The following is a 20,623-nucleotide window of genomic DNA, read 5'->3' as shown; positions in this document are numbered from 1 at the left end:
GCTCAGCCCTTCGCGGGATCCTTGAGACCGATGATCGTGAGGTCGGTCATGCTGGTGCTCGGGTTGTAGCCGGTGATGTTCTCACCGGGGAGGAAGATCGCCTTGCCGAAGACCAGCGGTGCGATCGGCGAGAGGCCCATGAGCTCCTCGTCGAGGTCGCCCCAGGCGGACACGGCCTCGTCGGCCGGCAGGGCGCCGATCTCGTCGATGCGGGCGTTGATCGTCGGGTCGTTGATCTGGGCGAGGTTGGAGTTGCCCTTCTCGGTGATGTTGCGACCGTCGAACAGCGGCGGGATGATCGTGCTGGCGCTGGAGGCCCAGTCCGGGCACCATCCGGTGATGGCGGCGTCGTGCTGCTGGGAGGGCGTGCCGATGGTCTCGTAGTAGACCGAGGTCTCGATCACGTTGAGGTTCACGGTGACGCCGATCTTCTTCAGCGCCTCCTGAATGGCCTCGGCCTGCGCCTGCATGAGCGGCTGCGAGCGGATGTCGAGGGTGAACTCGAATCCGTCGGCCAGGCCGGCCTCGGCGAGGAGCTCCTTGGCCTTCTCCGGGTCGCCCTTGTCGCCCTCGGTCTCCCAGAGGTTGAAGTCCTTGAAGCTGCTCACGGTCGGCGGGATGATCGAGTACGCCGGGTCGGCGAGCTGCGTGCCGCCGCTGGCGTTGACCAGGGCGGAGCGGTCGATGGCCCAATTGATCGCGTCGCGCACCTTGACGTCGTCGAACGGCGCCTTGGTGGTGTTGAGACCCATGTAGGTGGTGCAGTAGGCGTCGGCCGTGATCGCGCGCTCCTGGAGCTCCGGCGTCTGGATGCGGGGCAGGCTCGCGGCGCCGATGGTGCCCGAGATCGCGTTCTGGTCGTCGCCCTGGCCGGCGATCATGCGCTCGTCGATCGTGGCGCCGTCGATGCCGATCTCGAACTCCCACTCGTCCGGGTACGCCTTGCGGACCTCGTCGGTGGACTCGTCCCAGTACTCGTTGCGCTCGAGGCGGATCAGGCTGCCGGGGGTGTACTCGGCGAGCGTGTACGGGCCGGAGGCGATGACGTCCTTGATGAACTCGTCGCCCGCACCGGTGCCCTCGGGGAACGGGACGGCATTGGGCTGGGCGAGCACGTTGTCGAACTCGGGGAACGGCTTCTTCAGGTGGAAGACGATCGTCTTGTCATCCGGGGTCTCGATCGTCGGCAGGTCGCCGGAGACGTACGGTCCCTGGTAGCCCTCGGGGGCGTCGATGGTCTGGCGCAGGTAGGGGGAGCCGATGCCGACCTGGGGGTCCCAGGTGCGGGAGATGCCGAACTTCATCTCCGCCGACGTGATGGGGGTGCCGTCGTCGAAGAAGATGTCGTCCTTGAGCGCGTAGGTCCACGTCAGGCCGTCTTCGGAGACTTCACCGAGCGATTCGGCGAGGTCGGGGACGATCGCGTTGGGGTCTTCCGCGTCGCCGGCGGCCTGCATGGTGAGGCCGCGGTAGATCAGGCGGTAGAAGGCGTTGACGCCGCCATCGAAACCGCGGGACGGATCGAGGTAGGAGAAGTCGGCGTTCTGCAGCATGTGGACGGTGCCACCCGTCTGCGCTTCGCCGGAGCCGGATCCCTGGGAACCCTGGCCTGCTTCGCCTCCGCCGGCAGAGCAGCCGGCGAGGAGAAGGACGGATGCGGTCGTGGCTGCGATGAGCCCCACGAGCCTCTTCTTCTTGGTGGTCACAGGACCTGACCTTTCTGTCGGTAGCGCCTTTGCGTACGGTTCCAATGGAACAGCATGACAGTGCAATGTACAACTGTACCGTCATGAAAAGTTCTACCGGAGATTCGGTCGTGGAGGGATTCCTGTAACCAGATCTTCACATCACGGTGGTGGAGTTCCGCGGAAATGCACGGGTCTCGGCGTCAGCCGAGTTGGCGGAGCGGCGAGGTTCGGTCGCCTCCGGCATCCCCGGTGTTGACCGTGCCCTGCGGCTCGAACAGGAGCGCCTGCACCTCGGCGTCGGCCTTCGGGCAGTGCTCGACGCCCTTCGGGACCACGAACACGTCGTTCGGCCCGAGGACGACGTCGCGGTCGCGGAGCTGGATCGTCAACTCGCCGCTGAGCACCATGAACAGCTCGTCGGTGTCGGGGTGCGTGTGCCAGACGAACTCGCCCTGCAGCTTGACCACCTTGACGTCGTAATCGTTCACGCTGGTGAGGCGATGCGGCTGCCAGTGCTCGGAGATCGCGGCGAGGGCGGTGTCGATGTTGCGGGGGGTGGTGGTCATGGTTCGAGCGTATTCGGGTTCGATGTCGGGGCGTCCTGCTACAGTCCATCTCAGGTTCAAGAGCTGCAGTCATCGGTACCTGGCCGGCTGCACGGCAACCCTCCTCCATCGAGCGGGGTGCCCCAGGGGAAGAACCGGTCCGGCGCGAACGCGTTCGGGCAAGTCGATGGGTCCGCGTCGTCCGACGCGGTGACGCGGACCCTTCCTCGGAAGGAGCACGCCATGAACGCCGATCACACCCCTCGCCCCACCGGCGGATGGCCGAACGACGAGAACCGCCCGGTCTTCGCGGAACCGCCTCGCGACGCCTGGTGGCGCCGCCTCGGTCTCGCCGCCCCGTCGCCGCGCGAGAGTGCGACGGCGCGTGCGCACCGAGCCGTGCTCGCCTCGCTGACGCCGCAGGGTTTCGCCCGTCGGACGGATGCCGGTGAGCAGCGGCTCTCGCTCGACGACGTCGTCGCCGAGCTCGATCTGGTCGCGGAGACCGTCGAACTCGGCATCCGGGATGCCGCGGATGAGCGCCGCCGGTACGGCTGGGAGCGAGTGCGCGCAGCGCTGTCGGCGCCCGATGCGCGGGTGCTCATCACAGATGGGCTGTGGGCCGGGTTCACACGCGGCCGGGCGGCCGCGTGGTGCTGGAATCTGTTCCAGTACGAGCCGCACGGGTTCGTCAGTCCGGGTGCGCAGGTGCGGGCCGAGGCGCTTCGCGTGCTCGAGGCTGGCGGGTTGCCGACCGTGTTCGGCTATCCCGCGCGGGCGGCCGAACTCGAGCGGGGCGGGCTCACGCCGGAGTCGTATCGGGAGGCGCAGGAGGCGCTCGGGAAGCCGACGTTCAGTCCGGACGACGTGCGGCGCTGACGCGATGTCGGGCCCGCGGCGTACGCTGAGCTCACCCTCATCGACGAGGCAGTCTCGACACGAGATGAAGAACATACGGAACCGGAGTGACGAACATGAACGAGACGATCATCACCGTGGTGGGCAACCTGACCGCTGAACCCGAGCTGCGCCAGACGCAGGGCGGGGTCGCGGTGGCGAGCTTCACGATCGCCAGCACGCCGCGCAGCTTCGACCGCCAGGCGAACGAGTGGAAGGACGGCGACGCCCTCTTCATGCGCTGCTCCGCCTGGCGCGACCTCGCGACCAACATCACCGGCAGCCTCACCAAGGGCACGCGCGTCATCGCCAGCGGGCGCCTGCAGCAGCGGGAGTATCAGGACCGCGAGGGCAACAACCGCGTCAGCATGGAGCTGCAGATCGACGAGATCGGGCCGTCGCTGAAGTACGCGACGGCGCAGGTGACGCGCGGGGAGCGTTCGGGCGGGAGCTTCGGAGGAGGGCAGAGGCAGGATGCCGCGGTGGCTGCGCCGGCGACTGCGGGCGCTCCGGCGAGCGCGGGCGGGTCGGATGGGTGGGCCGCACCGGGACAGAGCTGGTCTGGGGCGGACGAGACGCCGTTCTGACTCCGGTCAGCCCCCCGCGGTGCTTTCTCGGACGACCAGTTTGTGCGGGGCGACGATCTCCGTCGCCGACAATCCGGGGTTCTCGATCCGCTCAATGATTCGACGCACCGATTCTCGCGCGATGAAGGGCGTGTCCAGCGAGATCGTACTCAGCGACGGCCGAGCAAAGCGCCCCTCCTCGACATCGTCGATCCCGATCACAGCGACGTCCTCCGGCACGCGCAACCCCGCATCGAAGACGGCACGCATCGCACCGATGGCCAGAAGATCAGAGAAGCAGAAGATGGCGTCCGGTCGAACGTCGAGCGCGAGTAGTGCCTGCGCGGCGCGGTAGCCGTCGGTACGACTGTAGTGCGCAGCCGTGATGATGAGATCCGGCTGCACGTCGAGCCCTGCATCCCGCAACGCGGCTTCGTAGCCTGCCGATCGCTGCAGCGGAGTACGAAGAATCTGAGGCGATCATCGTCCGCGCGCTCGCCATCACGCGCGGAAGCGGGCAGTTCACGGTCACGCCTCGCGGTACCGTTTTTCCACTCACAGTAACGGCTGGACCAAGGACAAGGTTCGTATTTTCGTTTCCGGACTATCACCATTACTCGACGACGAAGCCGACATATTCACTCAAATGACAGACGGCAGAGGCGAACGCATCTTCTTCACATCGGACAATACATTCATTGACGCGACGGGCAAGCGAATCTTCCTGAGCGTGCTGCCCGACGTGAAACCAGACGTTCTGAGCACTTCGTGAGCGCGCCGTGCAGTGCCGGCTTTGGCGCTAGATCCGTTTGAGTTGATTGGATTTTATGGCGCCGAATAGAACCCATCCGGCGGCGTGAACCACTATCCACCTGGTCCGGCACCAGCGGATCATGTCTTCCCTTGAGCGCGATTCGCGGGGCCCGGTGTAGCGAAACCCGCGGTTTCGTTACACGGGCGTTCAAGTTCACATCGCTAGGACGCGCGAGTCCTCAAACAGCTCGGCCACCATGTCTCGCAGCTCCTGATCGGACAGCGACCCGAGATCCGTGACCCTTGACTCGAACTGCACCGCTTTGAGGCCTTCCCGGACAATGTCTCTGCGCGGCAGAAATTTCGGTGTCGACGCGATCTGTTCACTGATGGTGCGTGCGAGCCTGTGATCTGACGAGAGTTGCCGATCGATAAGGCCAACCAGGTCGTCCTCGAACAACTCGACCTCAGGGTCATTGAGCAAGTCCCCGAGCACAACGGCGCGCAAATAAGCCCGGTAGAAGACGTTGCGACGCCCGGCCAAGAAGCGATCCGGCGAAAGCCGTCCGTTCCTATCAAGCGGGAAGCGACGAACCGCGAGGTCCGGCAATACAGCGATCGTGAGATACGACCACATTCCCGGATTCGCAGCCTGCCCACGGAGATCCCCGGCGAACCACTGAGCGAGCCCTGCGCCCGCGAGCAGATCGAACTTGCGGTCATGGTTGCGCTGTCCGGACGAAACCGTCGAGACTTGTGCTTTCATCTCTGCTCGAAGATTTGCAAGCTCGGACACCGGCACGGTGCCTGCTCCTCCGATTCCGAAATAGGCCCGCGGGTGATGCGCACCTCGCGTGAAGCTCGGCGGCTCCTGCCCCGTCGCGACCGCATTCTCGAGCTCGGCGAACGCGCGGCGTGCGTCGTCAGTCGAGAAGCGCGGATAGATCGTTCCCATCGTCAATCCTCCTCCGCCATGAAAGCGCTAGCTTCGCGTGCGCGTTCGACCAGTTGCATCGGCTCGTCACGCGCGAGCCTCAACGCGACCTCGAGATCGAAACCGAGCACCATGGCCACATGAGAGCAGAAGGCCGCGAAAGAGGACGGGTCCGATTCAGCGGACTCTGCGATTGCCAGCGCTGAATATCCATCCCGAACTGCCGCCAACTGGAGGAGCACCGCCGCGTATATATCGGCTTGCATGGCCTGGTAGATCCACCTCTCGGCCGTTCCATCAAGGATGCGTTCTGCAATGGGGAGATCAGTATTCACGTACAGCCGGACCGCCGAGGTAATCCCCCACGACGGCTCGGCATCGTGGGCAACGTCCACCCGCCACGGAATGCGACGCCGACCCGTCTCACCGAAGCTGACAGCAGAGGTCGGGAAGGCATCGCCGAGGCTTTCGAAGGGAACCTTGATCGCCGCGGGCAGCCGCCAAAGTCTTGCTGATCGATGGATGCCACGGGCAGGGTCCCGATGTCCCGTCCTTCCTGCCCCCACCACCATCGCATCCACAAGCGCTTCGACTGCAACTGCTGATCCGTCGACTTCGATCTCGACTGATGCCGTCCACAATCCCGCAGCCCGCCCGAACTGTGCCGTCTCACGCCATCTTGTCCTCGCCGCGAGACACGTCACGACACCGACCAGCGTCACCGGATCACCCTCGGGGATACCGCTCTCGTCCCAGAAATCCGGCGCCAGTTCAGCCGTGATACGCAGGACGAGATCCTGCCCCGGTTCCCAGACATCGGGGATTTGATCGATCTCAACCGCAGGCTGAACCGACTGGACCTGTGCCGTCACTGATCGTTGCGCTGGTACTCGATAGGGACGTGACTCAATCGCGGGCATCGGCTGTACTCGCATTCATCTCGATGAGCAGCGCGCGACGTGCGGGCCCAGTGACTGCAACCGTCTGCTCGACGCCGCCGACGACCCGTACACGTCCGTTATCGAGGCCGACCGCTTCGCTCCAACTCGCAGCGATGTCATCGGCGGTCAGCTGCGTGCGCGCGCCGTCGTCTCCAACCACCGACACTGCGACATCGATGATGTATTCCCCTTCGCCGTCGACCACGAACGTCACTCCTTGGCGTTGGCGGCCATCGTCCAAGGTCTGAATCAAACGCGGAGTCTCCATCGAGATCAACGGTCGGCGCGCACTACGGCGTGTACCTGTTGGCGCATTGCCGCTGCTCGCTTTCTCCTTGGTCCTCGTCGCGTCCGGGAGCAGCATGCCGAACATCCTCGCTACCGCTCCTACTCCATGTTTGGTCGCATCCGGCGCCTCCACCGAAGCCGATTCCGGCTCGGCGAACGTCTCACGGAGAATCGCACGCACCCGGTTGCGCATCGCGCGGATGACGAGACCAGTCTCACCTCCCGCGCTACTGACCCACATGTCGTGCGCCGGAGGCTCCGCGTCTGCGAAGGTTCGATCCCAATCCCGCGCCGATTTGAACACCGCGACCCAGTCGAACACAGGCGACACGGTGTGATCCGACCAATCGTCCGTCGTGACAACGAGTTCGGCCTGGTCGCGCATCAAAGCGATGCGCTGGACGGATTCCTCGTCAAGTGCCGGGTCAAGGTCGTCCGTCTCAAGAGACTGTTCAAGCGCCTTGATACGCTTGACGATCGCGAGGTGACCGATTGTCTTCCGATTCCGCACGACGTCATGAACCTCGACCGGCAATTCCGAAGGTGAGAGCACAGGTGTTTCGTCGCCTAGGACGTGCGACCTGATCGCATTGAGCCCGGCCCCCCAGAATCCCAGCGCACCCTGGTTCTCATCGACAACGCGAATGTCCTGCTCATTCACTCGTAGCTCGATCGGCATCGGTGGTTGCTCGCGCTTCGGCTCGACGATCAGCTTCGGCCAGAGATGACGACGAATCGCCTTCCGCGCTTCCGCAGCGAACTGCTTTTCCAGTGATGAAGCATCGCCGTGCCGTAGCTGACCGAGATCCGGTTCATCGAACTCGGCTGACCGCGGGACCGTGATGCGCGGGTCGAGGACGAGCAAAGATGTGCCAGTCTCGTTGCCGTCGAATCGACGAGAGAAGAACCGCTCGCCGTACGCCTGTGCGACGTCGCCGACTAGGGGCGCGACAGCACCGCCGTCGCCTGCTCCCCACCAATGACGACCAGTGAACTGCTTTCCCTCGGAGACGTACGACTCATGGAACGCCGACACGACGAACCGATGCTCGAGCTCACCGGAAGGATTCCGGCAACGGCTCCAGAAGACGACGGTGCCCTGCCCGCTGAACGCATATGCCGCTGTCTTGCCGAAGCCGTAGGTGCCTCCTCCCTTGCCATCGTCACGAGGCACACCGACCTTGAGAATGAGGTCCTGAAAGTTACGGGGCTCACCATCGCGTGTCGGCGAGAGATCGATCGGCCCGTCGAGACCGCTCGTCCCTCGGTCGAACACCTCGAGGATATGCATGTTGACTGCGCTGGGGGCGTGGTGTCTGCCGGATACCCGACGCCCTTCCGCGAACAGACGATCGATATCCGCTCTGAGTCGGAAGTCGACGCGTCGAAGGAGCACACCGTATAGCGGAGTCTTCCTTTCAACGCGCGCGTCCCAACTGTTCTGTGCTGTTTCTCGGATCAAAACTTCGAGCGGCGACAGGTCGGTACGCCCCAGCAACCGATCGCCACCGGTGCCGTCCATGTCGCCCGCCGTGAACTGCTTCGGGAACCACTGAAGCGGCTCGATCGTGGCGCCCTCGCTCACAGGTCCTCCAGGACTCGCTCGTATGCGACGTCCGACAACGGGTCCGGGCACGCGTCAAGCAGCAACTGATAAGTCAATCGCTCAACACCTTTCATCGACGTCTCGTCCAGACGCGACGCACGGATGCCGGGGAAACTGTCATCGACATGGTGCAGACGACGCTCGAGTATCACCAAACGCAGAGCCTCATCGATGACGAGCGGTTCATCATCGTCCGTTCGCGCACGAAGAAAATCGACGCTCACGCCTGCGTCGCCGAGCTCGCGGATAATGTCTGCGATCGTCTCACCATCGCTGACCTCTTCCACTCGGAGCGAAACAAGGTGGAGGTCGTGTCCGCGGGGAGGATCGAGCTGATGCGCACCGTGGATCGTGATCTTCGGACTGCCAGTTCCGCTGTAGGTCTTCACTTCGAACGCATTGAGATGGGCGAAGTCGTGGCGGTGACCATCCGGACCGCGCCAGAGGGACAGCGCCGCGGGTCCCCTCACCGCGACGAGGTCTCGAAGGACCGTGAGCTCCCCGAACAGCCCGATCAGCCCTTGTCGGCTCAGCCCGGATCGTGCGGCCTGCAATGCGCGGCGCCAATCGTCGACGACCTTCGAGACCTCAAGATAGACGGTGCCGTGCTTCGCGTCGACACGGTCGAGCACCTCGCCGATAAGGGAAAGAAACGTCGTTCGTAAGGCCGGATCGGGACAATCGATCTTTATGCGCTCACGAGGACTATCTGCTGACTGCGCGATCCAACTGATAGGCAATGGGCCCCCGAGCTTCGGCTCGATCCGCGGAAGATCCTCAGGTCGCTCGATCACGAAGGAAAGCTGGTCAGCGTAATCGAGGACGAGGAGCGCTTCCCTCATGTTCCAATCGGGGCCGAGCCGACGAGCCTTGCTGACCTCGAGGGTAGGAGTTTCGTGCAGTAGCGCCTTCATCGCCTCCTCTGCCCGCGAATAGCCGCCGCTCAAGATGTTTCCTCCGCAGCCGCGAAGTCCGCCTCGTTGTCGACGATCTCGCTGTCGCCTTCGTCGATCTCGTCGTCTCCGGGATCGAAGATCGATTTGAGCGTCACTGCGTAATGGTCTCCATCGCGCTCGAACTCCGCAGGAGGGAATACGATGGCTACGCCGATCAGATGATCCGTCGCTTCCATCATCCCGCGCGTCTTGGATGAAGCTGCCATCGGCTTCGAGTCCTTCCCGATGGCGTACAGGACAACCAACCCGTTGTCCGGCCGCACTCGGCGGCGGAAGTTCTTGACGGCCTGCGCGTCACTCTTCTTGAGCTCTCGGAGCTCGACTCCTGTCTCCTCGTCGAGCCGACCATTTCGGTCGAGGATCACAAGATCTGCTGTTGAATCACCGCTGGACATCAACGCGCGAATGTTCACGACATCCGCCCCCGCCGCGATCGCTTCCTCGAAACGGCTCTTGTCCCATTCGATGCTCAATGGAGCACGGCTGACCACGTTCACGCTGACGCCCGACACGTAGTCGAAGGTGGATGCGTTGCTCGCTGGCCCCGAGACGAGGAGGAGATCCCACGACTTTCCCTCACCGTGCTCGTCTGTCCACTTCTTCATCGCAGCCGGTTGCAGCGCCGAATCGACAGGGAACACCCCGTACTCATCGAGGAACGTCACGAGGTCCGCATGCTCGAGCCCTTCGAAAAGGTGCGCGGCGACGTCGTCGTCAGCCCGCCCCCTCGACTCGAACTTCGTGCATGTCTCAACCGCGCGAGCGACGAGCCGACGGGCAGCGCCCTGCGTGCGATCGATGCCGGCGCTTGAACGATCGAGATAGATCGTCTGTCTCCGATTGCCGCCCAACCCCGTGTGTACGAGATCGACGAAATCCATCTTTCCGCCACCCGTGATCTGAAGGCGACCCTTGTGAGCGCGGACGGGGATCGCGATATCCCGTGGCGCCATCCCCTCGCTGATCATCACCGCGATGTCCTCACGCAGCTCGCGCTCTACGAGGGCGAGATGCGCATAGTCATCGAGCATGCCCGAAGCCGCCCACACTCGGGCGAGGTCGCGATAATGCGGTCTGAAGCCGAACCACCGCCCCATCTGGAGAAGTGTGTCGTACGCGTTCGATGTACGCAGGAAGAACGACACGACGAGCCCCTCGAGCGTGAGCCCGCGCGAAAGCGTTCCTCCGCCGATCGCGATCACCGTCTGCGGGTCGTCGTCCGGGTACGAGACGCGATTGTCGGACGTTCCGTTGTCGACACGCACCTGCACCCGGGAGATCAGGTCACTGACGCCGTCCCAGATGTCTGACCAGTCCGGCACGATCTCCTCTCCACGGAGTTCCTGTGCTCGATCGACCTCAGCATCGAAAGTGGCCTTGAAGCTGTCGTGTCGTCGATCGTTCTCAAGTGCGATGTCGTTGAGGAAATCGACCACGGAGTCACGGAGACGATCATGCGCGTCGACGCGATGCGACGTGTGCAAGAGCATCGACGAGTGCTCCTGCTTCCCCACTCGAATCCGCCGGATCGCGGTCGCAATGAGGAACCACCTGATCGCCGTTGCGAGAGACGCCGTCATGTACGGGTCGTAGTCGGTGAGGTCACGGCCGGTCGGCGCGAGAACAGCAGCCTCTTCGTCCGGGATGACGCGCGCGAGGGCATCGGGAGAGATGCCCTCTTCGTCGTCGACGCCCGAGATATCGAAATACGTATCGGCCCCCATGTACCCGACTGGCCGCGGCAAAACGACCGCGAAGTTGTCCGGATAGAGATCCTCGTCGTCGTTCGGATCGGTGAAGATGTTCGCGAACGGGGTCGCCGTATAGGCGACGTACGTTCCCGTCTTCACTTCCGCCCAGATATCGCGAATACGCCGATTTATCGTCGAAACGAGATTCTTCGCGCCCTTTGTATTCGGGGTGGCTTGATCCGACTCATCATCGATGATGAGAACGGCCCTGGATAGGAGCATCATCGGGTCTTTTCTCGAGATGCTTTGAAGATATCTGAGCACATTCGCGAGACGCTTCTCGTTCTTCTTCACGACCATCACGATCGCGTTCCCCTGATTGCCGACCGGACTGACCGGGTTGCTCGGCGCGATATCGGAGTCGATGTCGGTCAGTGGGTGCCAGGCCACACCGACGTTCTTCAGCTCCCGGAGCTGCAGGTCGCTGTCGAGTCGTGCTTGCGTCTGCGCCCGAAGATTCGAATGCATGCCGGCGAGCACAATGACGATTCGGTACCCGGCGTCGACGGCCTTCGCGACCAATCCGGCGTAGTTCGCGGTCTTGCCCGACTGGACGTGGCCGACGACCAGCCCTTTGCGTTTGTCGCCCCGCTCGAGCGGATTGGCGCACTGCGACAGGATCTGGGACGTCGAGTCGTCGACGCCTTCGACAGCGGCCGGTGGCAGTCTCGAGTCCAGTTTCAAGCGATACGTCGGCCAGATGCCTCTCGACGTCTTCGGTCCGCTGTACCAGGCGGCCTTCGTGCGGTCACCGACGAGGTTGTTGTCGACTGCCAGGTCCTCGATTCGCTCGCGTTCCGCAGCGAGGTGGGCACGATACTGGGCGGGAAACTCCGGGTTCATCTGCGCGAATGTTGCGAGAAGCTCCGCGTCGCGAGCTTCCGGATCGCGTCCCGACTGGTCTGCTTGCAATGCTTCGAACATCGTCTTCAGCTGATCGAACTCGAATCCTGCCACCGTGTCCCCCTGAGATCGTTGGACGCCGCCTGCGGCGCCTCCGCCTCCATTCATACCGGACGGTCCCGACATCGCGTGGCGATGCGTATCCGAGAGCCCTTCGATCAACTCGCCCTAGTTGCGCGATGCAAGCATCCTGCGAACGTCGACGTTCGCCTCGATTGATGGGTAGTCGATGTTCGCGAACGACTTGAAGAGCGCCGTGAAAATCGCTTCGGCTCCTCGGACAGGGACCGCCATCCCCACCTGCTTCCGCACGCTGTCCTTACGCCCGTGGAACACGAAATCATCGTCGAAAGACTGAAGTCGTGCTCGCTCACGATTGGTGAGCGCGCGATTCTGCGCCCAGTGATACATGTGCGAACCGCCGCCGCCTCCCCCCGTGACCGTATAGGCAGGCTTGCCGGGCTCGAGCTTCTTGTAGGTCGTGCTGATCGTCGTTCGGGTCTTAATCTTCAAGCGCTCGGGCATGATCTCCAGAACTTGCTGGGAGAACGCGTGTTCGCCTGGACCTATGTAGCTCAGACGCTCGACGACGTCCTGGGACTGCCGTGTGTACTCGTGATTCGGAGCACCGAGCTCGATCCGAGGCTCAGTCAGGGCGGTCTTGGCGGTCACATCGCGTTCCGCGTAGATCTCAGGGGAAGGGACACGGAAGTGCGTGTCGAGGTCGTCGCGGATTCCGACGATGACGATCCTCTGACGACGTTGCGGAACGTTGTATTCATCGAACGAGTAGAGGTGCGGTACGAGCCGGTACCGCAAACCCGCCTCGGGCTCCTGCAGGTGCTCGAGGATCTGCTTGAATGCTTCTCCTTCATTGGCGCCTCGGAGGCCAGAGACGTTCTCCGCCACGAACCACTTCGGCTTCTTCGAAGCGAGCACCTTCACCCCGTACGTGTAGAGCGGGCCGTACTCGCCTTCGAGACCCTTCCACTCACCGACAAGGCTGTAGTCGTTGCAAGGGAAGCCGAATGCGAATCCCTCGATGGGGCCGAGGGCCTCGATGTCCAGGTCGTGAACGTTCTGATGCACAACACCGCCGCCGCCAGGCGGCAGAGCACGAGAGGTTCCAACGACGACGGCCTCTTCCCCATACTCGGGAACGAGGATATTGTGACGATACGTTCTGCACGTGTCGAGGTCGTAATCGTTCGCCCAGGCGTGCTCGAGCTCGATTCCCTCTACGGCCGTAGCCGCGCGCCGCGCCCCCAATGCCATTCCTCCGGGGCCGCTGAACAGTTCGCCCATGCGGAAGTGATGCTCGGACACGACGGCTCCTCAGTAGTTCAACTCTCCTCAGCAGCCTACCCCGAATCCGGGTGGTCAGCAGCTCAGCCGCACCCAACGCGACCTGATCGCAGATTATTTCGAACCTCGGACATCGGCGCCGCACCGCAGGCTACTGCGCGCCGTAGGCTTTTCTCATGTCGTGGGCAAGCACAGAAGGCTCTCGGCGTTCGATGCAGTCCAACCGACGCCGGGATACGAAACCCGAGATAGCAGTTCGGACGATTCTCCACGCCTCCGGGCTCCGATACCGGGTCGACTTCGCGCCGCTCGGCGGGCGACGCCGAGCGGACATCGTGTTCACGCGGGTCAAGCTCGCTGTCTTCATCGACGGCTGCTTCTGGCACGGTTGTCCGCTTCACGCCACGTATCCCAAGCGCAACAGCGACTACTGGCTGCCGAAGTTGCGTCGGAACATCGAACGCGACCGCGAGACCGATGAGCAGTTGAGCGTCGCAGGTTGGACTGTATTGAGGGTCTGGGAGCATGATGACCCGCTGGTGGTAGCGCGTCGAATCGAGCAAGCCGTTCGCACCCTGCCCTGACGACTGCCGACCCGCTCCTCACCGCTAGGTTTGTCGCATGGCCCGGATCCGAGACTTCATCCAAGGCGCGCGTGACGTAAAGGCGCCGCAGTCGGAAGTGGATGCGTTCGTGCAGAAAGTGCGCGACAGCGGCGGGACTCCCCTGCTCTACCTGTATAACTACAAGGCCGGTGGCCCCGCCCCGGGGGACACCCCGACGCAGAGCACCCACTTCGATCTCGCTGCCGCTCGTGGATTCGTGCGGATTCTGGAGGATACGTTCGGCAGTGACGAGCTACGCCAGCCCGACGCCCCCATGCCGTCCCCGTCCACCACCTCCGCTCTCCGCGCCTTCGTCGCCGTCCGCGACTGGGACCACTTCCACACCCCGGAGAACCTCGCGAAGAGCATCAGCATCGAGGCCGCCGAACTCCTCGAGCTGTACCAGTGGACCGGCAGCCCCGACCAGCAGCAAGTGGAAGATGAGCTCGCGGATGTCGTCACCTACTGCATCCATCTCGCGAATCGGCTCGGCGTCGACCTCGACGAGATCGTCATGAACAAGCTCGCCAAGACCGAGCAGAAGTATCCGGTCGAACAGAACCAGGGCGTCATCAACAAGCACGAGTCGCAGGCATGACCAGCATCCGCCGCGTGCGGTTCGAGAGGACCCACGTCGACGCGTGGGCCGAGCAGGATCCGCAACATACGAACTGGCCGGTCGTCTACGTCATCGACGGCACGCGCAAGCTCTACGTCGGCGAGACGACTCGCGCGCACCAGCGCATCCGGCAGCATCTCGACGGCCCGAAGCGGAATGAGGGTCTCAACAGCATCCGCGTCGTCGTCGATCCGAGGTTCAACAAGTCCGCGTGCCTAGATCTCGAGTCACACCTGATCCGGTGGTTCTCGGGCGACGGGCAGTACAGCATCCTCAACGGCAACGACGGCCTGACCGACGCGGACTATTTCGACCGCGCCCTGTACCGAGAGTCGTTTCGCGACGTCTTCGAAGCGCTGCGCGCGGAAGGCCTGTTCAGCCGCAGCATCCCGCAGATCGAGAACTCCGATCTGTTCAAGCTGTCGCCGTTCAAGGCGCTGGGCGACGACCAGGCGATCGCGATCAGCGACATCGTCGAAGGTCTGCTGACCGACCTCGCCGATCCGACCGCGCGCTCCACGCTCGTCGTGCAGGGCGACCCTGGTACGGGCAAGACGATCATCGCGATCTATCTGATGAAACTGCTCGCCGACATCCGCGACTTCGAGCATCACGACGACGTCGAGCCCGATTCGATGTTCTCGGAGTTCTTCGTCCCCGAGAACCGCGAGCTCCTGAACGGGTTCCGCATGGCACTCGTGATCCCTCAGCAGTCGCTGCGCGAGTCCATCAAGAAGGTGTTCACGAAGACGCCCAAGCTCGACCCGTCGATGGTGCTCACGCCGTTCCAGCTCGGCGAATCCTCCACCTCATACGACCTGGTGCTCGTCGATGAGACCCATCGGCTCGGACAGCGCGCGAACCAGGCATCCGGCGTGCAGAACAAGAAGTTCCGCGAGATCAACATCGACCTGTTCGGTGCGGACGACCCGACCCGCACGCAGCTGGACTGGATCAAGAAGCGCAGCCGCCACCAGGTGCTGCTGGTGGATGGCGCGCAGAGCGTTCGGCCGCACGACCTGTCGCCTGCGATTCTGGATGCTGAGTTGCGCGCCGCCCGAGACGCACACCGCCACTACCGGCTGACCACCCAGATGCGGGTGTGCGCGGGAGCTGACTACGTCGAGTTCGTCCGGTCTTGCTTGCGCGGCGAGAATCCGTCTCGTCCGAACCTCGGCGACTACGACCTGCGCTTCTTCGACGACCTCGGCGAGATGCGTCGTGCGATCCGTGAGAAGGATGCCGAGGTGGGGCTGTCGCGCCTCGTCGCCGGCTACGCGTGGGACTGGAAGTCGCGACGGGATGCCGCGGCCTACGACATCGAGCGCGACGGCGAGCGCCTGCGGTGGAACAGCACCGACAAGGACTGGATCAATGCACCCGGCTCGCTCGAGGAAGTCGGGTCGATCCACACTGTGCAGGGGTACGACCTCAACTACGCCGGCGTGATCATCGGGCCGGATCTTCGAGAGTCTGCTGGCCGGATCGTCGCCGACCGAGAGGCGTATCGAGACAAGAAGGGCAAGGAGAACACCGGGCACCTCAAGGACGCCTTCGGCGACGCGGATCTGCTCGCGTTCATCCGGAACATCTACGGCGTGCTGCTGACCCGCGGGATCCTCGGGACGTACGTGTACGTGTGCGATCCGGGGCTGCGGGAGCGGTTGCGGGGTGTTCTCGCCCGTCGTTGATTGTTGCGACGCCCTCACAACGATTGCCGGTTCGGCCGGGCGGCATCGCCTCACTGGGGCCGGCCGCGCACCTCAATTGTCGCGACGCGTCACGACAATCTGTGCGTGCGCCATCTTCGGGGATGTGCGCTTGGCGCGGATGAATATGGCGGAATCATCCGAAGATGCTGCACATCTCCGAAGTTGATGTCCGCGCTTCGGCAGGCTCAGCGAGCTACGGAAGCTAAGCCGCAATCCCCCGCATCAGCACCCGCACGACAGCATCCACCTGCTCCGCCCCCAGCACCTTCCCTTGAAGAGCCGCATACGAAGCCATCGCGACGAACTGATCCGCGATCACCTCAGCATCCACATCCGCCCGAACATCCCCAGCCGAAACAGCCAGAGCCAGCCGCGACGAAACCCACGCGCGAATCGGCGCCGCCAGCTTCTCGTTCAGCGCGGCGCCGAGCTCAGCATCCGTCGCCGTCACGGCGATCAGCGCCCGCGCGAGCGCCACGCCATCGGCATCCCCCAGCGCAGCCGACATCGCCGAGAACCACGCCCGCAGGTCGGCCTCGAGGTCAGCGGTGTGCGGCAGCGCGACATCCGCACCGGGAAGCGCACCCGACAGCAGCGCCTCCCCCAGGATGGCCGCCTTCGAGGGCCACCACCGATAGATCGTCTGCTTCGAGACACCAGCCGCAGCAGCCAGGCCCTCGATCGACACCGACGAGTACCCCTCGTCCACGAGCGCGGCGCGCATCGCCGCCAGCACCGCCTGGCGCGCCTGTTCACTACGAGGTCTCGGCACGCTCACAGGCTACCGAGGAGTACCCTGGGAAATAAGTAGACGCACCGTTGCGAAATACCCGAGCAAGGAGAAGACATGGCCCTGACCGCACACTCCACCATCGGCGAATGGCTGAACGACCCGACCGGCGGACCGCTCATCCGCGGCCTGTTCGAGAAGACCGGCGCCGACCCCGAGGTCCTCACCCCCGTGCTGGGCCTGCCCCTGCAGCAGCTCGTCGCCATGAGCCAGGGCGCCATGCCGCAGTCGATCGTCGACGACCTGGTCCGCTCCGCGAACGACGGCGAGATCCCCGAACCAGACGAATCCACCGGCTGGACCGAGAAGCCCACCCCTGGCCGCTTCGCCGGCAAGACCGTGATCGTCACGGGTGCGGCATCCGGAATCGGCAGGGCCACGGCATCCCGCATCGCCCGCGAAGGCGGACGTGTCATCGCCGCCGACATCTCCGCCGAGAAGCTCGATGCCCTCAAGGCCGAACTCCCCGACGTGATCACCGTCGCCGGCGACCTCACGAAGCAGGACGCCATCGACGCCGTCATCGCCGCCGCCGGCGAGCGCATCGACGGCCTCGCCAACATCGCCGGCATCAACGACGACTTCTCCCCTGCGGGCGAGACGACGGATGCCGTGTGGGACCGCGTCATCGCCATCAACCTCACGGCTCCGTTCAAGCTCATGCGCGCCGTCCTGCCCCTGATGGAAGCGGCAGGCTCCGGCGCCGTGCTCAACGTCTCGAGCGAGGCTGGTCTGCGAGGCAACTCCTCCGGCAACGCCTACACGGCCAGCAAGCACGGCATCATCGGCGTCACGAAGTCGGCGGCGTTCATGTACGGGCCGAAGGGCATCCGCGTGAACTCGGTCGCCCCGGGCGGCGTCGCCACCGGCATCCCGATGCCGCCGAACATGTCGGAGTACGGCTCCGCCCGCCTGGCCCCGTTCCAGCAGGCGATCCCGACGGTCGCGACCGCCGAGCACCTCGCCGCCTCCATCACGTTCCTGCTCTCGGACGACGCCGTGAACATCAACGGTGCGATCCTCGCCTCGGACGGCGGCTGGTCGGTTCAGTAAGCCGCGGGATGCGCGGGGCGATCGTGCTCGCCCCGCGCATTCCCCTTGTTCGGGCGCAGCCCCCGACTTACGCTGTCCCGCATGTTGAAGATCGTGTCGATCGTGATCCGCGTCGACGACCTCCCTGCGCAGTCCCGTTTCTGGCAGGCTGCGCTCGACTACGTCGAGCGGGATCCGGCGGACGAGGACTGGGCCGTCCTCACACCGCGCGACGCAGACACGCCCTGCATCGCCCTCGATGCCCATCATTCCGAGCGGGTCCTGCCTCCACGCATCCACCTCGACATCTACGCCGAGGATCAGGCTGCCGAAGTGCGTCGGTTGACCGAACTCGGTGCCCGCGAGGTGCACTGGGACAACCTGCCGGACGATGCCGACTACGTCATCATGGAAGATCCCGAGGGCAACCGCTTCTGCATCGTCGATCGCCCCGACTGGTCGGGTTGGGCGCAGCAACCAGATCGCTGACGGTCACAACGGCCCGAGCACCCGTTCCGGATCGGCATCCAGCGCCAGCGCCTCGAGCACGGTGAGCAGCTGCCGCTCTTCGTACCGGAAGTGGCTCTCCATGATCGCGGCGATGCCCTCCAGGTGTCGCGCCAACTCGGCCGGGGATGCGGCCGACGCCACCGCCGCCTGCAGCCCGTTGATCAGGTGCCCGATCATCGAGTGATCCTGTTCCAGCTTCCGCAGCGTATCCCGCAACTCCGGATGCGCGGCTGCGATGGCCGGGAACAGCTCGCGATCCTCGCCCTCGTGATGCCCCGTCAGTGCTGTGCAGAACCCATGGCAGAACAGCAGCAGATCCCGGCCCGGCGGTTCGCCGGAGGCCAGAGCCTCCTGGGTGATCGACAACGCATCTCGCAGTCGCCGATGCACGACACGCAGTTCATCGCTCCAGGCGATGAGCCTGGTCTTCTCGCCCTCAGTCACGTGAGGGCGAAGGGGTCGACATGTTCATCGTCGCTCTCCTTCGGGTCCCGCGCCTCCATGTCTGGCACGGACTGCCACCGACACGCGACGCTTCCGCCACGCTAACAGACCGGCCTCCCTCGTCGAATGACTCGGATGCGCCGGTAGCTCACGGGAAAGCAACACGACGGCGGCGAGAACGCCAGGGTCGATCTCTAGGAGCGCAGGTCAGCGCTCACCACGAACAGCCGCCCCCATCGCCGCGAATGCCTCTTCGAGGATCGGCCGCGGGGTGGCGAACACCACGCGCACGTGGTCCTCGTACCCGCGCCCGAGCAGGCGCCCTTCGGTGAGGACGACCCCGGCGTTCTCGCGGAAGAATTCCGCGGGCGGGCCGGGGATGCCGAGGGCCTTGGTGTCGACCCAGCCGATGTACGTCGCCTCCGGCGCGCGATACACGGCGCCGGGCAGATGCTCAGACACCAGCGATCCGAGCAGCGCGCGCGAGCCGTCCAGGTAGTCGATCACGCCCTCCAGCCACGGTCTCCCCGACCGATACGCGGCCGTCGCGGCCACCACGCCCAGCGTCGCAGCGCCGTGCTGCACCGAGAACCCGAAACCGCGGTAGAGCTGCTGATCCGCATCGTTCGAGGTGATCAGCTGCGCGGTCTTGAGGCCGGGGATGTTCCACGCCTTCGACGCGCTCGTACCGGTGACCGTGTGCGCGGCGGTCGCCTCCGACACGGATGCGTAAGGGATGAACGGCCGCCCGTCGAACCGCAGCGGCGCGTGGATCTCGTCGGCGAACACGCGCCCGCCGTGCCGCTCGACGATCTCGGCGAGCGCCTCGAGCTCGGCGCGGTCGGCGACCGTGCCGGTCGGGTTGTGCGGGTTGCACAGCACCAGCGTGCGGGCACCGGCCGCGAACGCCTCGTCGATGCGCTGCAGGTCGTGCTGCCACCGACCATCGACCTCGACGCCGGGGACCTCGATCACGGGATGCCCGATGGTGGGCAGATATGTCAGGAACGGCATGTATGCCGGAGTGGGCACGATCACGGGCGAACCCGCCGGTGCGTATTCCTCGACCGCCACCCGAAGGACGGCCATGACGTCGGAGACGGCGTGCACGCGCTCGGGATCGACAGCCCAGTCGTACTCGGCGCTCATCCAGTCGGCGGTCGCGGCACCCAGCTCCGCGGCCAGCGGAGGCGAGAGGTAGCCGAGGTTCTCCTCGTCGATCGCGCGGTGGATCGCCTCGGAGATCTCGGGCGCGACCCCGAAGTCCATCTCGGCGACCCAGGCACCGATCCGCCCTGGGTGCAGGCTCCACTTGCGGCTCTCCGGCCGATCGAGCTGGAAGCGGGTCCTGGCATCGAACGGATGCAGGGCCGCGTCGGCGGTCTGGATCTCGGGCACGCGGGGACTCCTTCGCAAGCGGGAACATCCAATCTAAGGACGCCGCCGCGCATGCGCACGTCTCGTGTCCGCGGATGACGTGGACTCGTACCGGACGAACGCTAGTCCCCCATGAACTCCCGCGGATGACGCTCGTACGGGTGCGCGTCCTCCGACGGCCCTTCCTCGGTCCGGACGGTGTGCTGCACCTGGCGCGCCGCAGCCGCCCCGCGCCCGACCTTCACGGCCTCCGCCTTCGAGGTGAAGCTGGCGCCCAAGGTGCGGGGCTCTCCCTCGATGCGGTTGAACCAGATGCCGTCTCGCTGGAACGTCTCGATATCGCCTGCAGCCATGCCGTATCCCTTCTCTCCCGCTCATTCCTACGGCGGCATGCGGCCGGC

Annotated in this window: 20 protein-coding genes and 1 riboswitch; of the genes, 7 read left to right on the top strand and 13 right to left on the bottom strand. The window is 64.6% G+C overall.

Going from position 1 to position 20,623, the window contains the following annotated elements; genetic code table 11:
* Nucleotides 1-2 precede the first annotated feature (2 nt).
* Both AC3ANJ_RS01560 and AC3ANJ_RS01555 read right to left on the bottom strand, forming a co-directional pair.
* Complete coding sequence (locus AC3ANJ_RS01560; protein ID WP_488317917.1) at nucleotides 3-1,706, bottom strand: ABC transporter substrate-binding protein; 1,704 nt, start codon at nucleotides 1,704-1,706, stop codon at nucleotides 3-5.
* A 182-nt stretch (nucleotides 1,707-1,888) separates the two neighbouring features.
* Nucleotides 1,889-2,254, bottom strand: coding sequence for a cupin domain-containing protein (locus AC3ANJ_RS01555; RefSeq protein WP_488317916.1), 366 nt, complete (start codon nucleotides 2,252-2,254; stop codon nucleotides 1,889-1,891).
* A 54-nt stretch (nucleotides 2,255-2,308) separates the two neighbouring features.
* Nucleotides 2,309-2,425, top strand: a riboswitch (SAM riboswitch).
* Nucleotides 2,426-2,476: 51 nt separating this feature from the next.
* Here AC3ANJ_RS01555 and AC3ANJ_RS01550 point away from each other — a divergent pair.
* Both AC3ANJ_RS01550 and AC3ANJ_RS01545 read left to right on the top strand, forming a co-directional pair.
* A complete protein-coding gene (locus AC3ANJ_RS01550; RefSeq protein WP_488317915.1) occupies nucleotides 2,477-3,112 on the top strand; it encodes a hypothetical protein in 636 nt (211 codons plus the stop codon).
* Nucleotides 3,113-3,207: 95 nt separating this feature from the next.
* On the top strand, nucleotides 3,208-3,717 hold the full coding sequence (locus tag AC3ANJ_RS01545; RefSeq protein WP_488319327.1) for a single-stranded DNA-binding protein: 510 nt from the start codon (nucleotides 3,208-3,210) through the stop codon (nucleotides 3,715-3,717).
* A gap of 6 nt (nucleotides 3,718-3,723) precedes the next feature.
* On the opposite strand, the gene AC3ANJ_RS01540 is transcribed toward AC3ANJ_RS01545, so the two are convergent.
* The 7 genes from AC3ANJ_RS01540 to AC3ANJ_RS01510 all read right to left on the bottom strand — a co-directional run bounded on the left by AC3ANJ_RS01540 (nucleotide 3,724) and on the right by AC3ANJ_RS01510 (nucleotide 13,154).
* On the bottom strand, nucleotides 3,724-4,101 hold the full coding sequence (locus AC3ANJ_RS01540) for a LacI family DNA-binding transcriptional regulator (RefSeq protein ID WP_488317914.1): 378 nt from the start codon (nucleotides 4,099-4,101) through the stop codon (nucleotides 3,724-3,726).
* A 562-nt stretch (nucleotides 4,102-4,663) separates the two neighbouring features.
* Nucleotides 4,664-5,404, bottom strand: a complete 741-nt coding sequence (locus AC3ANJ_RS01535; RefSeq protein WP_488317913.1) for a DUF6339 family protein — start codon at nucleotides 5,402-5,404, stop codon at nucleotides 4,664-4,666.
* A gap of 2 nt (nucleotides 5,405-5,406) precedes the next feature.
* Nucleotides 5,407-6,255, bottom strand: a complete 849-nt coding sequence (locus tag AC3ANJ_RS01530; RefSeq protein WP_488317912.1) for a hypothetical protein — start codon at nucleotides 6,253-6,255, stop codon at nucleotides 5,407-5,409.
* Nucleotides 6,256-6,289: 34 nt separating this feature from the next.
* On the bottom strand, nucleotides 6,290-8,197 hold the full coding sequence (locus AC3ANJ_RS01525; RefSeq protein WP_488317911.1) for a hypothetical protein: 1,908 nt from the start codon (nucleotides 8,195-8,197) through the stop codon (nucleotides 6,290-6,292).
* On the bottom strand, nucleotides 8,194-9,165 hold the full coding sequence (locus AC3ANJ_RS01520; protein ID WP_488317910.1) for a PD-(D/E)XK motif protein: 972 nt from the start codon (nucleotides 9,163-9,165) through the stop codon (nucleotides 8,194-8,196). Before AC3ANJ_RS01520 ends, AC3ANJ_RS01525 begins: the two co-directional genes overlap by 4 nt.
* A complete protein-coding gene (locus tag AC3ANJ_RS01515) occupies nucleotides 9,162-11,882 on the bottom strand; it encodes a Z1 domain-containing protein (RefSeq protein ID WP_488317909.1) in 2,721 nt (906 codons plus the stop codon). The genes AC3ANJ_RS01520 and AC3ANJ_RS01515 overlap by 4 nt, the downstream gene beginning before the upstream one ends.
* Before the next feature lie 114 nt (nucleotides 11,883-11,996).
* The gene (locus tag AC3ANJ_RS01510) at nucleotides 11,997-13,154 is read right to left on the bottom strand and encodes a DNA cytosine methyltransferase (RefSeq protein ID WP_488317908.1); all 1,158 of its coding nucleotides are present in this window, start codon (nucleotides 13,152-13,154) and stop codon (nucleotides 11,997-11,999) included.
* A 155-nt stretch (nucleotides 13,155-13,309) separates the two neighbouring features.
* Here AC3ANJ_RS01510 and AC3ANJ_RS01505 point away from each other — a divergent pair, with 155 nt between their 5' ends.
* Genes AC3ANJ_RS01505 through AC3ANJ_RS01495 form a run of 3 tightly spaced genes read left to right on the top strand, consistent with a single transcriptional unit; the run spans nucleotide 13,310 to nucleotide 16,048 of the window.
* A complete protein-coding gene (locus AC3ANJ_RS01505) occupies nucleotides 13,310-13,717 on the top strand; it encodes a very short patch repair endonuclease (RefSeq protein WP_488317907.1) in 408 nt (135 codons plus the stop codon).
* A 37-nt stretch (nucleotides 13,718-13,754) separates the two neighbouring features.
* On the top strand, nucleotides 13,755-14,336 hold the full coding sequence (locus AC3ANJ_RS01500; protein WP_488317906.1) for a nucleotide pyrophosphohydrolase: 582 nt from the start codon (nucleotides 13,755-13,757) through the stop codon (nucleotides 14,334-14,336).
* Nucleotides 14,333-16,048 (top strand): DNA/RNA helicase domain-containing protein, encoded by a 1,716-nt coding sequence (locus tag AC3ANJ_RS01495; protein WP_488317905.1) that lies wholly within the window; start codon nucleotides 14,333-14,335, stop codon nucleotides 16,046-16,048. Before AC3ANJ_RS01500 ends, AC3ANJ_RS01495 begins: the two co-directional genes overlap by 4 nt.
* A 223-nt stretch (nucleotides 16,049-16,271) precedes the next feature.
* Here AC3ANJ_RS01495 and AC3ANJ_RS01490 read toward each other — a convergent pair whose 3' ends face one another.
* Entirely contained in the window at nucleotides 16,272-16,841 is a 570-nt protein-coding gene (locus AC3ANJ_RS01490) for a TetR/AcrR family transcriptional regulator (protein WP_488317904.1), read from the bottom strand.
* 75 nt (nucleotides 16,842-16,916) lie between these two features.
* Between AC3ANJ_RS01490 and AC3ANJ_RS01485 the strand changes: the two genes are divergently transcribed.
* Nucleotides 16,917-17,912 (top strand): SDR family NAD(P)-dependent oxidoreductase, encoded by a 996-nt coding sequence (locus AC3ANJ_RS01485; RefSeq protein WP_488317903.1) that lies wholly within the window; start codon nucleotides 16,917-16,919, stop codon nucleotides 17,910-17,912.
* 81 nt (nucleotides 17,913-17,993) lie between these two features.
* Nucleotides 17,994-18,380 carry a VOC family protein gene (locus AC3ANJ_RS01480; RefSeq protein ID WP_488317902.1) on the top strand — a complete coding sequence of 129 codons (387 nt, stop codon included), beginning with the start codon at nucleotides 17,994-17,996 and terminating at the stop codon, nucleotides 18,378-18,380.
* Between the two features lie 3 nt (nucleotides 18,381-18,383).
* On the opposite strand, the gene AC3ANJ_RS01475 is transcribed toward AC3ANJ_RS01480, so the two are convergent.
* From AC3ANJ_RS01475 to AC3ANJ_RS01465, 3 genes are all read right to left on the bottom strand, one after another.
* On the bottom strand, nucleotides 18,384-18,845 hold the full coding sequence (locus AC3ANJ_RS01475; protein ID WP_488317901.1) for a hemerythrin domain-containing protein: 462 nt from the start codon (nucleotides 18,843-18,845) through the stop codon (nucleotides 18,384-18,386).
* 207 nt (nucleotides 18,846-19,052) lie between these two features.
* Nucleotides 19,053-20,243 carry a MalY/PatB family protein gene (locus AC3ANJ_RS01470; protein ID WP_488317900.1) on the bottom strand — a complete coding sequence of 397 codons (1,191 nt, stop codon included), beginning with the start codon at nucleotides 20,241-20,243 and terminating at the stop codon, nucleotides 19,053-19,055.
* A 101-nt stretch (nucleotides 20,244-20,344) separates the two neighbouring features.
* The gene (locus AC3ANJ_RS01465) at nucleotides 20,345-20,575 is read right to left on the bottom strand and encodes a DUF2188 domain-containing protein (protein ID WP_488317899.1); all 231 of its coding nucleotides are present in this window, start codon (nucleotides 20,573-20,575) and stop codon (nucleotides 20,345-20,347) included.
* Nucleotides 20,576-20,623: the final 48 nt, after the last annotated feature.

Source organism: Microbacterium sp. STRO-1N, assembly GCF_057748015.1.
The sequence above is the reverse complement of the archived record's forward strand: the minus strand, read 5'-3'. Positions and strand labels throughout refer to the sequence as shown.

Coding starts and splice junctions, on each gene's coding strand:
- AC3ANJ_RS01555 (WP_488317916.1), bottom strand. CDS start 2,254: ATGACCACCACCCCCCGCAACATCGACACCGCCCTCGCCGCGATCTCC.
- AC3ANJ_RS01550 (WP_488317915.1), top strand. CDS start 2,477: ATGAACGCCGATCACACCCCTCGCCCCACCGGCGGATGGCCGAACGAC.
- AC3ANJ_RS01545 (WP_488319327.1), top strand. CDS start 3,208: ATGAACGAGACGATCATCACCGTGGTGGGCAACCTGACCGCTGAACCC.
- AC3ANJ_RS01535 (WP_488317913.1), bottom strand. CDS start 5,404: ATGGGAACGATCTATCCGCGCTTCTCGACTGACGACGCACGCCGCGCG.
- AC3ANJ_RS01505 (WP_488317907.1), top strand. CDS start 13,310: ATGTCGTGGGCAAGCACAGAAGGCTCTCGGCGTTCGATGCAGTCCAAC.
- AC3ANJ_RS01500 (WP_488317906.1), top strand. CDS start 13,755: ATGGCCCGGATCCGAGACTTCATCCAAGGCGCGCGTGACGTAAAGGCG.
- AC3ANJ_RS01495 (WP_488317905.1), top strand. CDS start 14,333: ATGACCAGCATCCGCCGCGTGCGGTTCGAGAGGACCCACGTCGACGCG.
- AC3ANJ_RS01485 (WP_488317903.1), top strand. CDS start 16,917: ATGGCCCTGACCGCACACTCCACCATCGGCGAATGGCTGAACGACCCG.
- AC3ANJ_RS01480 (WP_488317902.1), top strand. CDS start 17,994: ATGTTGAAGATCGTGTCGATCGTGATCCGCGTCGACGACCTCCCTGCG.
- AC3ANJ_RS01465 (WP_488317899.1), bottom strand. CDS start 20,575: ATGGCTGCAGGCGATATCGAGACGTTCCAGCGAGACGGCATCTGGTTC.